Here is a 12,788-nt window from a genome sequence, read left to right as displayed (position 1 = left end):
TGGCCGCATGCTACGGCTATTGACCGAAGGATACTAAAGTGGCGCCTATTGTCAGTGGCTGATGCCATTGATCACTCTAGACTCAAATAAGCTACCCGCAGAACAACTTGCAGCAAGAACAATAACCACAGAGATCGCTGTCGTGGAAAACGTCAAACGATTCAACAGCTTCGCTGAGTTCTATCCTTACTACCTCAGTGAGCACAGCAACAGTACCTGCCGCCGTTTACACTTTATCGGCACGACCCTGGTTATCTTGATTCTGACGCTGACCATTGGTCGCGGAGCCTGGATGCTGTTGTGGACCCTGCCACTGGCAGGCTACAGCTTTGCCTGGGTCGGGCATTTCTTCTTCGAGAAAAACCGCCCGGCAACGTTCCAACACCCCTTCTATAGCCTGCTCGGCGATTTTGTCATGTACCGGGACATGGTCCTGGGGCGCGTTCCGTTCTAGCTGACTTGCGTCACAAGAGAGTTACCGATGAATGCCAATGCCCGCTTCACCCACATGAAGGACGGCACACAGGAAGACTGGGCGATCATCGCCGCGGACTTCAGTGCCTACGCGCGACAATTGCCGACAAGGATCGTGGCGCACCTGAAGTTGCTGGAGGGGGATTTTGGCGGGTTCCCGGTGGATCGCCTGACCCACTCCCTGCAAACCGCCAGCCGCGCCTGGCGTGATGGTCGCGACGAAGAGTACGTGGTCTGCGCCCTGCTCCACGATATCGGCGACACCCTGGGCACCTACAATCACCCGGACATCGCGGCGGCGATCCTCAAGCCGTTCGTCAGCGCCGAGAACTTGTGGATGGTGGAAAAGCACGGGATTTTCCAAGGCTACTACTTCTTCCATCACTTGGGTATGGATCGGCACTTGCGCGAGCAATTCAAGGACCATCCGCAGTACCAGGCGACCGTCGAGTTCTGCGCCAAATACGATGCCGCAGCGTTTGATCCGGCGTACGACACGCTGCCGTTGAGCTTTTTCGAGCCGATGATGGAGCGCCTGTTTGCGCACCCCAGGAATTCGATCTACAAGGCGGCGATGGAAGAACATTCGCCAACCTGACAGATCCAGCGGGACCGCTTCGCGCTCCATTCGCGGGCAAGCCCGCTCCCACAATGGGCGAAGGTGAACGCAGCACTTGTGACCGCCAGTTAACCCTGTGGGAGCGGGCTTGCCCGCGAAGAGGCCAGTACAAACACCGAATGATTATCAGACCAACTCCGCAACCCTGGCCGCCTTCATCTGTGCCTCGCGCGCCTGGGCATCCGCCAGGCGATACAACTCGATCGAGCCATCCCAGTGCTCGATCAGCGCGGTGCACGATTCCACCCAGTCGCCGCAATTGAGGTAGTCCACCTCGCCGACCTTGCGAATCTCGGCATGGTGAATGTGCCCGCACACCACTCCGTGCAGCTCGCGCTTGACGCATTCATGGGCGATGGCTTCTTCGAAGTCGCTGATGAAGCTGACCGCGGTTTTCACCTTGTGCTTGAGGTAGGCCGACAGCGACCAGTAGCCGTAGCCATATCGCGCGCGCCAATGATTGAGCCAGCGGTTGAGGGTCAGGGTGAATTCGTAGGCCGAGTCACCGAGAAACGCCAGCCAGCGATGGTAACGGGTGATCACATCGAACTGGTCGCCGTGTATCACCAGCAGGTGCCGGCCGTCGGCGGTGACGTGCACGGCTTCGTCGACCAACTGGATGTTGCCCAGGATAAGCTTCGAATAGCGGCGCAGGAATTCGTCGTGGTTGCCGGTGACGTAGATCACCTCGGTGCCACGCTTGCTCATGGTCAACAGGCGCCGGATCACGTTGGTATGCGCTTGTGGCCAATACATGCCGCCGCGCAGTTTCCAGCCGTCGATGATGTCGCCGACCAGGTAGATCTTGTCTGCGTGGTAGCTCTTGAGAAACTGCGACAGGTGTTCAGCCTGGCAATCCCGGGTGCCCAAATGCACGTCGGAAATCCATAAAGTCCGTACGCGTTGCTTACGGGTGGGTTTGGCGAGCTCGGCGCTGGTCATGGGCAACCCTCTGACAAGTTTTGCCAAGTCTGCCCCGGCCCGGTTAATGGTCCATGACAGCGTCAAGTCAGTCCTGTGACAGCGCTTGTCGGCCCGCTCGGTGTAGACTGACGCCCTGAACCGGGAGACCCGCGATGAGACCGATCCTCACGCTTCGCCAATACAGCCACGACCTGATCGTCCATAGCCACGAACACGCGCAACTGGTGTTCGGGCTCTCGGGCGCCCTGGATTTCGAGGTCGACGGCCGTGGCAGCCAGGTGGTCCAGCAGAGTTTCGTGGTGGTGCCCTCCGGAGCGCATCACGCGTGTGGCAGCACCAATGGCAGCCGTTGCCTGGTGCTGGATGTCCCCAGCGAACAATGGGTTGCCCAGTCGTTGGGCGATCACGCCGACTCCAGCCGACGCCTGCTCGACAACGCCGGGCGCCTGCCTCTGGACGCCGGGCAAAGCCAATTGGTCAGTTGGCTGGCGAACAGTCCGGTCGATGATCCGCTGATCGCTCAACAAGGCGCGGTGCTTTTGCTGGCCAGTCTCAACAACGCCAGGCCCGAGGCCGTCGGCGGTCGGCGCCTGCCCTATGCAGCGCTGAACGCACACATCGATCAGTACGCGGCGTACCCGTTGCAAGTGGCTGACCTGGCCCGGGTCGCCGGCCTTTCCAGTGCCCGTTTGCATGCGCGGTTCGTGGCCGAATGCGGGCAGACGCCGATGGACTACATCCGCAGCCGACGCCTGCACATCGCGGTGGGCTTGCTGCGCAATTCGGCGTTGCCCATCGGCGAGATTGCCAGCCGCGTCGGCTACAGCTCCCAGAGTGCCTTTGCGGCGGCGGTGCTGCGCGAGTTCGGGGCATCCCCCGGAAAACTGCGGCGCGAGGCTGGCGACAAATAACGCGAGTTTGCCGACAGACTTGATGGGCCATTACGCGCTTCAATGAGGCCTCTGTTCGTTTGTCGTTAAGGATTGCAATGACTCCCCGTACCGCCCTTGGCGCCTTGCATATAGGCGCATTGATGTTCGGCCTGACCGGTGTGTTCGGCAAACTGGCCGCTGCGTCCCCGGCGATCATCGTTTTCGGCCGTGCCGCTTTCGCCGTACTCGCGCTGGCGTTTTTTGCACGGTTCGCCAGCCAGACGCGCTGGCAGAAACTCGAGGCCATGGACTGGCGTCGCCTGTTGCTCAGCGGCTTGTTGCTGGCCGGACACTGGGTGAGCTTCTTCATTGCGGTGAAAGTCGCAGGCGTGGCGATTGCGACGCTCGGTTTCGCCAGTTTCCCGGCCTTTACCGTGATCCTCGAAGGGTTGATCTTCCGCGAGCGCATCCGCGCCAATGAGATCGTGCTGGTGCTGCTGGTGAGTGTCGGCCTGGTGCTGGTCACGCCCGATTTTGACCTCGCCAGCGGCGCCACCACCGGCCTGCTGTGGGCCGTGGGTTCCGGATTGCTGTTCGCCCTGCTGTCACTGACCAACCGTGCCAGCTCCGGGCGAGTTCCGCCGGTACAGGCGGCGCTGTGCCAGAACGTGGTGGTTGCCCTGTGCCTGCTGCCGGTGGCGGCGCCTCAATTGAGCGAAGTGCGCGCCATCGACTGGCTGTGGATCGGTCTGCTCGGTGTGTTCTGTACCGGTGTCGCCCACAGCCTGTTCGTCGCCAGCCTCGCGGTGATCAAAGCACGCACTGCCGCCGTGGTGTTCGCCCTGGAGCCGGTCTACGGCATCACCGTCGCCTGGCTGCTGTTCAACGAAAACCCGACCCTGCGCATGTTGCTGGGGGGTGCGCTGATCATTGTGGCGATTGTGGTCTCCAGCCGGTTCTCAAGTGGCACGAGCAAGAAGGCCGTTGCAGCCGAGGCCACATCTCACTGAGTGCGGTCGTTGTGCCCCAGGTCGCGGTCCGGGTCGATCTGGTCGCGGACCCGCTGCTTGAGCACTTTGGCCTCGGGGAAGCCACCGTCCGCCTTGCGCTCCCAGATCTGCACGGCGTCACAGTAGATTTGAAAGACCCCGCCGGTGCCCGGCACCAGGGAGACTTTGCCCAGGTCATCACCAAAGGTGCTGAGCAGTTCCTGGGCCAGCCAGGCCGCACGCAACAGCCATTGGCATTGCGTGCAGTAGGTGATGATGATTTCCGGTTTGCTGACGGTCATGATGGGACCTGACTCCAGAGTTTGACGACGCCGCTATGATAGCCCGACCGGAGGCTGTCGAGACGGCGCAACGGGTTGCATCTCCAACTCGTACTCAGGCTCGATCATGGCCAGAGCCGCCGGCTGCGGGTTCTCGGTCAGACTGATCACGTCCCAACTCGACGCCATGGACAGCTCCTCCAGGTTGAGCCGGTACTCATCGTCAGTAGCGGATTCGCCGGATATCGCCAAACCCGGAACCACCGCCATGGCAACAGCAACCGGGATGGAATGATGGCTATCGACCCGCTCAAGCTCATCGTTGGCCGATACCCCGTCGCGATGCACAGTGGATGGTTGCATGACGGAGGGCCACATCACTGGCTCGGTAAAGAGCTCAGTCAGCGGTTCATGCTGCGACGGCAGCGTCTCTGACGCTGTGGCTTGATGCTGCTGGCGGCGAACAAACCAGCCCAGCGCCAGCAACGCTATCAGCGCCGACAAACCGGCAATCGGCAGCCAGCCAATCCCGGGGTTTTCAGCAATAACGGGGGCTGGCGTCGCCACGTCGGAAGCAACCGGTTGGGCCTTTACCTTCTTGAGCTCCGCGAGTTGGGTTTGCAGTTCGGCCAAATGTTTTTTCTGGCCGGCGATCAGCTCATCCTGGTCTTGAAGCTTCGCGTTGAGCTCATCGACAGTGGTTTGCAACTGGTGGTTTTGCAGGGCGCTGGCGGCCAGTTGTTCGACATCGGGATCAACCATTGCGACGTCCGTTTCTGGCGTCGTCCTGGCCACGGGTGACGGCGCCACGACCGGTTTAACACGGGGGAATGCGGACACCGGGGAACCGGATGCCGCTTCATCAGCAGCGGGAACAACCCCATGCGCACCCGGCGGATCGATCAGTAACGTGTACTCACGCAGCAATCGCCCATTAGGCTGATTGAGCTGCACGAGGAAATTCAGGAACGGCTCACTCACCGGTTTGTTGGAGGTCACCTGGATCACGCTGCGATTACCGCGCAACACCGGGGTGAACTTCAGGTTGCTGAGGAAAAACGCCCGGTCGACCCCGGCACGGCTGAACTCGTCTGCCGTTGCCAGGCTCACCGACAGCTGGTCTTCCTCCACGCCAGCAGCATCCACCAGTGCGATATCGGCACGCAGCGGTTGATTCAGCGCCGAATGCAGGGTGATTTCACCCAAGCCCAGCGCAGCCGCCCATGCCGAATAAGTGACCGCGGCCCCGGTCAGCAACCACAGAAAACCACCGCGTAAAACCAATCGCCAACACTTGAGCATGAGCATCCTTGAGATCTACAGAAACCATCCGCACGGGTTCGTACATCCGTTACGAACACGATATTGCCGAGTAGTTCTTATAGTCTGTCCAATGCGGTCTCTCAAAAACCTGGCGTTCGGTTATGCCTCAAGACTTTTCAAGGTTGCCCAGGATGTGCCCGTGAACCCGCATGCACACCTTCAAATCCGCCTCATCGACGCCTTCGAACAGTTCGTGACGCAGTTGCGTGGCAATGGTTTCAATTTGTTCGATCAGGGGACGCGCTGGCGCGCAGAGCACGATTTTCTTCGCCCGACGGTCTTCCAGCACTGCCTGGCGTTGCACCAGGCCCTGGCTTTCCAGGCTGTCGAGTAAACGGGCCAGGGTCGGACCTTCGACGCCGACGCTTTGTGCCAGCTCACGCTGGGTCGGTGCTTCTTCGAAACGGGCCAGGTGCAGCAGCACCAGCCAGCGCGCCTGGGACAAGCCCATGCCCGCCAGTCGGCGGTCCAGTTCGGCACGCCAGCCACGGGACATCTGGGCCAATTGCATGCCAAAGCGGTGTTGATCGGTTAACGGCATAAAACACTCATGATTAGACTGAAATAAATAAAAACTAATTATTAGTCAGCTAAGCATGAGCCTCGACTTGAGGCAAGGCTTGATCTGTAGTGAATCGTTACATCAGCACTACGGATGTCTCAAATCTCAAACTCCGACTGCAAGGCAGCGCGAACGCAGTACAACACCCCTTCCGGCACCCGGCCCGCGAACAGCGCGGCGATCTCGGAAACCGGCGGCAACTCGCCTTCGCCGTCAAGGAAGGCGTCCTGGACTTCACCCATCAGGTCTTCAGGCAGATCCAGCGCCTGCTCCAACGACAACTGCTGCTTGCCGATCGCTTCGGCCAGCATGGTGTAGACGTTCTTTTCCGAGCACTGCAACTGACCGGCGATCTGCACCGGCGTCATCCCGGCCCGCGCCAGCGTGATCAGTTCGTGACGTACGTCGGCCACCGGTTTCGGCGCCTCGACCTGGCCGCCGAGCACTTCGAGGAAGGCCTCGCCGTAACGCTCCAGCTTGCGCGCGCCGACGCCGCTGACCGTGGCCATTTCCGCCAGCGAGGTCGGCTGGCTGCGCAGCATCTCCAGCAAGGTCGAGTCGGGGAAGATGACATACGGCGGCACGCCATGTTCTTCGGCGAGCTTGCGACGCAGGGCGCGCAAGGCTTCCCATTGTTCGCGCTCCTCGCCACGGACCAGCTGGCTCGCCTGGCTCTTGCTGCTTTTCGCCACGGTTTGCGCCTTGAGATCGCGGCGCAGTTCCAGGGTCACTTCACCCTTGAGCAGCGGCCGGCAGCTGTCGCTCAGGCGCAGGCCACCGTAGCCTTCGAGGTCGATGTCCGCCAGACCACGGGCCACCAGTTGGCGGAACAACGAACGCCATTCGCCCTCCGCCATCGTCTTGCCAACACCATACACCGACAGGTGCTGATGGCCGAAGCTGCGGACCTTCTCGTTGTCCTTGCCCAGCAATACATCCACCAGGTGCCCGACGCCGTAGCGCTGACCGGTGCGGTAGATCGCCGACAGCGCCTGACGCGCAGGCTCCGTGGCATCCCAGGTCTGCACGCCGTCGACGCAGTTGTCGCAATGACCGCAGGGCTCGGGCATGTCTTCGTCGAAGTAGGCCAGCAGCGTTTGCCGACGGCAGCGGGTTTCTTCACAGAGCGAGAGCATGGCGTCGAGCTTGTGCTGCTCCAGACGCTTGTGGCGTTCGTCGCCTTCGGAGTTCTGCAGCATCTGCTTGAGCATCACCACGTCTTGCAGGCCGTAGGCCATCCAGGCATCCGCCGGCAGACCGTCACGGCCACCACGACCGGTTTCCTGGTAATAGGCCTCAAGGGATTTCGGCAAATCGAGGTGCGCGACAAAACGCACGTTGGGCTTGTCGATGCCCATGCCGAACGCCACCGTCGCGACCATGATCAGGCCTTCCTCATTGAGGAAGCGCTTCTGATGGTAGGCCCGCAGATCATTGGGTAGCCCGGCGTGGTACGGCAACGCCGGGAAGCCTTGCTCGCTGAGGAACGCGGCGACTTCCTCGACTTTCTTGCGCGACAGGCAATACACGATGCCCGCATCGCTACGGCGCTCGGCGAGGAACGCCAGCAACTGCTTGCGCGGCTGTTCCTTGGGCACGATGCGATAAAAGATGTTCGGTCGGTCGAAGCTCGACAGGAAGCGCTCGGCGTCTTGCAGGTGCAGCCGGGTGACGATTTCTTCCCGGGTGCGCTTGTCGGCCGTGGCGGTCAGGGCGATGCGCGGCACGTCGGGGAACATTTCCGCCAACTGGCCCAGTTGCAGGTATTCCGGGCGGAAATCGTGGCCCCATTGCGACACGCAGTGCGCTTCGTCGATGGCGAACAGGGAGATGTCCAGGCCCTGCAGGAAGGACAACATACGCGGCTGGACCAGGCGTTCCGGCGCCAGATAGAGCATTTTCACTTCACCGCGGCGGATACGGGCGGCGAGGTCGCGTTGCTGCTCGGCACTGAGGGTGGAGTTCAACGCGGCGGCGGCCACACCCAGTTCTTCGAGGGTAGCGACCTGATCGTCCATCAGTGCGATCAGCGGCGAGACCACCACGGCCAGGCCTTCGCGCAACAGCGCCGGAACCTGGAAGCACAGGGACTTGCCGCCGCCGGTAGGCATCAGGACCAGGGCATCGCCGCCGCTGGCCACGCGCTCAATGATTGCACCCTGGCGGCCACGGAAACTGTCGTAGCCGAAGATGTCCTTGAGGACGCGTTGAGCCTGTTCGAGCATAAAAACTCCAAAAATCACCGAAACATCCCTGCAAGGCTGGTTCAGAACCCGCGACGCTGCACCGATAAATCGTAAGTGCGCATTGCATGACGCTTCACATTTCAGCCGTGACGCCAGCAGGGCATCACAAAACGCGCGAGTATACCCGAGCCCCGTCCGGCAAAGGGCACCGCTGAGAAGACACCGGCAAACCCGATGTACATAAAAACTGTGGGAGCGAGCTTGCTCGCGATGAGGCCATCACAGTCAACATTGATTTCGCCTGAACCATCGCTATCGCGAGCAAGCTCGCTCCCACAGGGGTAGTGCTTGACCGAACCGTAAGGGGAGCAGCTCCCACAAACGGGCAAATATGCCGTGCGGCTGGCCCAAGTGCTCAAGAAGGCCTAGAATTCCCGCATCGAACATTCCCCAAGGTAGTCCTTTAATGTCCTTCGCTGAGCAACTAACCCGCCTGCAAGTCTTCCTCGACGCTGATGAACTGCATGACGAGGCGCTGGACTACGTGGCCGCCCACGGCTACCTCACCGCGCTGTCGATCTGTTCCGAAGTCGTTCCTGATCGTGAGTGGATCGATGCACTTTTCGCCGAGGAGCCGCATTACAGCAGCGAAGCCCAGCGCGAAGAGATCGAAGCCACCCTGATCGGCCTCAAGGCCCACATCGCTCGCCAGCTGGCCTCCGATGAAGAATTCGAACTGCCATGCGACCTGGACCTGGGCGACGAGCCGGACGATTCCGACCTGCGCGGCTGGTGCATCGGCTTCATGGAAGGCGTATTCCTGCGCGAAGCGGCCTGGTTCGAAAGCGCCGAAGACGAAGTCAGCGAAATGCTGCTGCCGATCATGGTCGGTTCGGGCCTGTTCGACGAGCAGCCGGAGTTCGAAGACATCGCCAAAGATGCCAACCTGATGGACGACATGATCGTACAGATCCCGGAAGCCCTGACCGCGCTGTACCTGCTGTGCAACGCGCCAGACGAAAAACCGGCGATTCTCAAGCCCCGCCACCACTAAGGTTCTGCCTATGGACAACCCCATAGGCAACCGCCCCCTGATGTTGCGCTATGTGCTGCTGGCCATCGGCTGGCTGAGCGTGGCGCTGGGGGTGATCGGGATTTTCCTGCCGGTATTGCCCACCACCCCTTTCCTGCTGCTGGCGGCCGCCTGCTTCGCCCGCAGTTCGCCGCGCTTTTATCAATGGCTGGTCGAGCATCCACGGCTTGGCCCGTGGATTCGCGATTACCTCAACGGCAACGGCATTCCGCTCAAGGGCAAGGTCTACGCCATTGGCCTGATGTGGCCGAGTATCCTGTTCTCCTGCTACCTGGTGCCGCTGTACTGGGCACGGTGTTTCATGCTGACTAGTGCGGTGCTGGTGACGATTTACATCCTCAAGCAGAAAACCCTGCGCAAATTCTGAAATTTCCCGCGACCATGGTGGCGAGGGGGCTTGTCGGAACGCCGCACCGCCCCGTTGGGTTGCGCAGCAGCCCTAAAGCCATTCACCGCAGATCACCAGATAGATCGCGCTCACAGGTTCACGGCGGCTTCGCCACCGAACGGGGCGGTGCGGCGTTCCGACAAGCCCCCTCGCCACAAAAAACTCAGCGAGCGTCCTTCGGCCGACGACCTGACCTACCGCGCCCAAAACTCCACCTAAACTTCACAAACCTACACTCGAGCAGCCAGACATGGCCCGCAGTCTGCGTAGTCCAGGATGGCCAACGCTCCGACTTCGGCTCGGCGGCTGGTTGCTGCTGGCTGGTTTGGTACTGACTGTATGCAACGGGGTCCGGGCCGACTGGGATTTTGCGCAGATCCTGCAAACCGTTGAAAAACGCTACGGCCCCCTTGGACCGGCGCGAGGTCGGATCGAGGCCTGGAGTCAAATGCTGCAAAGTGCACGCGGCGCCCCCGAACGCGAGCAGCTCAACGCGGTGAACCGCTTCTTCGATCAACAGCTGAACTTCCAGGACGACACGCGCATCTGGCAACAGACCGATTACTGGGCCACCCCCGTCGAAGCCCTGATCAAGGGCGCCGCCGATTGCGAGGACTATGCTCTGGCGAAGTATTTCAGCCTGCGCCGGCTTGGTATTCCCAGCGAAAAACTGCGCATCACCTACGTCAAGGCCTTGAGCCAGAACCAGGCGCACATGGTGTTGACGTTCTACAGCACCCCCACGAGCGAACCACTGGTGCTGGACAACCTGATCGGCGATATCCGCCCCGCCTCCCAACGCAAAGACTTGCTGCCGGTGTACGCCTTCAATGCCGAAGGCCTGTACCTGCCGGGCAAAAACGGCGGCCAGCGCAGCAGCGACTCGAAAAAGCTGTCGCGCTGGCAGGACGTGTTGAAAAAGATGCAGGCCGAAGGGTTCGACATCGGCGACGGCTAACCGCCTTGGCAAGGAGCAAAGCATGACACTGCGTAAACAGTTGTTCCTGGCAATCTGCCTGTTCCTGCTGGTGGCGTTCAGCGGCAGTTTTTTTGCCAGCCTGGAAAGCTCCCGCGAACAAACGCTCAGCCAACTGCGCGCCCACGCCCAGGACGCGGCCACCGCGCTGGGGCTGTCGCTGACCGCACAGGTCGATGACCCGGCAATGATGGAACTGATGGTCAGTTCGATTTTCGACAGCGGCTATTTCAGCAGCATCCGCGTCATCAGGCTCAAGGATCAGCAAACCCTGGTGCAACGCTCCGCACCGACAAAAATCGACGGTGTACCTGACTGGTTCGTCAACCTGGTCGACCTGCGCCCGGAAGGCGGCGATGCGCTGATCATGCGCGGCTGGGAACAACTGGCACGGGTCGAAGTGCTGAGCAATCCGCAATTCGCCCTGGCCAAGCTCTGGGAAAGCACCCTTGGCAGCCTGATCTGGCTGCTACTGTGCGGGCTGTTCAGCGCCGTGATTGGAGGATGGATGCTGCGCCGGCAATTTCGCCCACTCGACAGCATGGTCCGACAAGCCGAGGCCATCAGCAAACGCGAATTTCTCAGTCTGCCCAAACTGCCGCGCACACCGGAATTGAAACGGGTCGTGCTGGCGATGAACCAGATGGTCGAGAAGCTCAAGGCACTGTTCGTCGAGGAGGCTGCACGCAGCGAAAAACTGCGGGCCGAATCCTATCTGGACAGCCTCACCGGCCTGGCCAACCGACGCCTGCTCGACGAGCAACTGGCCGACCATTTACGCGTGTGCGAACAGAGCCGTGATGGCCATTTGCTGATGTTGCGAATCAACGACCTGAACGGCCTCAACCAGCGCCTGGGTGGCCAACGGACTGATGCGCTGATCACTGCCGTCGGCGAATTGCTCAAGCGCCTGACTCAATTGCCGGAGCGTCGAACCTGGCTGGCGGCGCGCAATCGTGGCGGCGAATTCAGCCTGCTGACACCGGGTCTGGATGCTGAAAGTGCCGCGCGCCTGGCCACCGATGTCAGCGTCAGCCTGGAGAACCTGCGCCTGACCGGCGCCAGCGATTGCATGCCGGTCGCTCATCTGGGCGTTGTCGCCTACCGCCCCGGTGAGCCGATCAGCACCGTTCTCCTGCGCCTTGATCAGGCGCTGACGGAGTCCCGGCAGCATCCCGAACGCCCCTGGGTTCATTTGAGCCATCGTGACACGGCACCCAATCACTCCCAGCACGACTGGCGCACCTGGATCGACGACGCCCTGACCCATGGCAATGTGCAGCTGTACTTTCAGCCCGTCGTGCAATGCGCCGACACCCGCCAGATGCTGCATCACAAAGTGCTCGCACGCCTGCTCGACCCGCAGGGCGAAGCGATTGCCGCGGGGCATTTCCTGCCGTGGATCGAACGTCTCGGCTGGTCGGGACGGTTCGACCTGGCGATGCTCGAAGCCACGCTGGACGAGCTGGTGGTCAACCGCAGCCCCTTGGCATTGAGCCTGTCCGGGAGCACCCTGCGCGATCCGGTGCAATGGAGAACAATTCTCGACCTGCTCGAATCCCTTCCCGAACTGGCGCCGCTGTTGACCCTGGAAATCGACGAACGCCAGTTGCCATCTCCCGAAGTGCTGCAGAACCTTTGCAGCACATTGCTCAAGACCGGTTATCGAGTCGGCCTGCAACACTTTGGCGGGCGCTTCAGCCAGATCGGCAACCTGACCCAATTGGGCTTGGCGTACCTGAAAATCGATGGAGCCTACATTCGCAACATCGACGAGCAGCCTGACAAACGGCTGTTCATCGACGCGATCTTTCGGGCGACCCACAGCATAGATTTGCCGCTGATTGCGGAAATGGTCGAGACGCGTGGGGAGCTGGAGGTAATCAGGGAGCTGGGAATATTCGGGGCCATGGGTCGATTGATCGGGGCGCCCAGGTTTTCTAACCACTGACCGGGCATCGACCATTGTCCCGGGCAACAAAGAACCCGCCTCCCCTTCACAGGGATGGCGGGTTTTTTAGCGGGTTTCAGGTCACACGGTATCCACCTTCAACGAATGATCGTTGAGCATGCCGTTGATAATGGTCCCCGTGTCATGCCC

13 protein-coding genes are annotated in these 12,788 nt (G+C 61.0%); 8 read left to right on the top strand and 5 right to left on the bottom strand.

The genetic code is table 11. From position 1 onward, the window contains the following. Positions 1–142: 142 nt before the first annotated feature. Positions 143–454 carry a DUF962 domain-containing protein gene (locus KGA98_RS17385; protein WP_057715941.1) on the top strand — a complete coding sequence of 104 codons (312 nt, stop codon included), beginning with the start codon at positions 143–145 and terminating at the stop codon, positions 452–454. Positions 455–481: 27 nt separating this feature from the next. Further along, complete coding sequence (locus KGA98_RS17380) at positions 482–1,072, top strand: HD domain-containing protein (protein WP_223502911.1); 591 nt, start codon at positions 482–484, stop codon at positions 1,070–1,072. A 147-nt stretch (positions 1,073–1,219) separates the two neighbouring features. Here the strand turns inward: KGA98_RS17380 and KGA98_RS17375 are convergent, their stop codons facing one another. Further along, a complete protein-coding gene (locus KGA98_RS17375) occupies positions 1,220–2,035 on the bottom strand; it encodes a UDP-2,3-diacylglucosamine diphosphatase (RefSeq protein WP_223502910.1) in 816 nt (271 codons plus the stop codon). Between the two features lie 134 nt (positions 2,036–2,169). On the opposite strand from KGA98_RS17375, the gene KGA98_RS17370 reads away from it, so the two are divergent. Next, positions 2,170–2,928, top strand: coding sequence for a helix-turn-helix transcriptional regulator (locus KGA98_RS17370; protein WP_090453771.1), 759 nt, complete (start codon positions 2,170–2,172; stop codon positions 2,926–2,928). A gap of 77 nt (positions 2,929–3,005) precedes the next feature. Next, entirely contained in the window at positions 3,006–3,899 is an 894-nt protein-coding gene (locus tag KGA98_RS17365) for a DMT family transporter (protein ID WP_223502909.1), read from the top strand. Here KGA98_RS17365 and KGA98_RS17360 read toward each other — a convergent pair. The 4 genes from KGA98_RS17360 to recQ form a co-directional block, all read right to left on the bottom strand. Next, complete coding sequence (locus KGA98_RS17360; RefSeq protein ID WP_223502908.1) at positions 3,893–4,180, bottom strand: SelT/SelW/SelH family protein; 288 nt, start codon at positions 4,178–4,180, stop codon at positions 3,893–3,895. The two genes, KGA98_RS17365 and KGA98_RS17360, sit on opposite strands and share 7 nt — an antisense overlap. 33 nt (positions 4,181–4,213) lie before the next feature. Next, positions 4,214–5,461, bottom strand: a complete 1,248-nt coding sequence (locus KGA98_RS17355) for a FimV family protein (RefSeq protein WP_223502907.1) — start codon at positions 5,459–5,461, stop codon at positions 4,214–4,216. 127 nt (positions 5,462–5,588) lie between these two features. Continuing rightward, complete coding sequence (locus KGA98_RS17350; RefSeq protein ID WP_007984163.1) at positions 5,589–6,023, bottom strand: MarR family transcriptional regulator; 435 nt, start codon at positions 6,021–6,023, stop codon at positions 5,589–5,591. Between the two features lie 119 nt (positions 6,024–6,142). Then, positions 6,143–8,269, bottom strand: a complete 2,127-nt coding sequence (gene recQ, locus KGA98_RS17345; protein WP_057715948.1) for a DNA helicase RecQ — start codon at positions 8,267–8,269, stop codon at positions 6,143–6,145. 427 nt (positions 8,270–8,696) lie between these two features. Here recQ and KGA98_RS17340 point away from each other — a divergent pair, with 427 nt between their 5' ends. The 4 genes from KGA98_RS17340 (at position 8,697) to lapD (ending at position 12,638) form a co-directional block, all read left to right on the top strand. Further along, positions 8,697–9,284 (top strand): YecA family protein, encoded by a 588-nt coding sequence (locus tag KGA98_RS17340; protein WP_057715949.1) that lies wholly within the window; start codon positions 8,697–8,699, stop codon positions 9,282–9,284. 10 nt (positions 9,285–9,294) lie between these two features. Further along, positions 9,295–9,690, top strand: coding sequence for a YbaN family protein (locus KGA98_RS17335; protein WP_223502906.1), 396 nt, complete (start codon positions 9,295–9,297; stop codon positions 9,688–9,690). A gap of 271 nt (positions 9,691–9,961) precedes the next feature. Further along, positions 9,962–10,669, top strand: a complete 708-nt coding sequence (gene lapG / locus KGA98_RS17330; protein ID WP_218497002.1) for a cysteine protease LapG — start codon at positions 9,962–9,964, stop codon at positions 10,667–10,669. A gap of 22 nt (positions 10,670–10,691) precedes the next feature. Continuing rightward, the gene (lapD, locus tag KGA98_RS17325; RefSeq protein WP_223502905.1) at positions 10,692–12,638 is read left to right on the top strand and encodes a cyclic di-GMP receptor LapD; all 1,947 of its coding nucleotides are present in this window, start codon (positions 10,692–10,694) and stop codon (positions 12,636–12,638) included. Positions 12,639–12,788: the final 150 nt, after the last annotated feature.

Source organism: Pseudomonas sp. BF-R-24 (assembly GCF_019947335.1).
In the GTDB taxonomy this organism is placed as follows: Bacteria; Pseudomonadota; Gammaproteobacteria; order Pseudomonadales; family Pseudomonadaceae; genus Aquipseudomonas; species Aquipseudomonas jessenii.
This window is presented reverse-complemented; position numbering and strand designations above follow the sequence as displayed.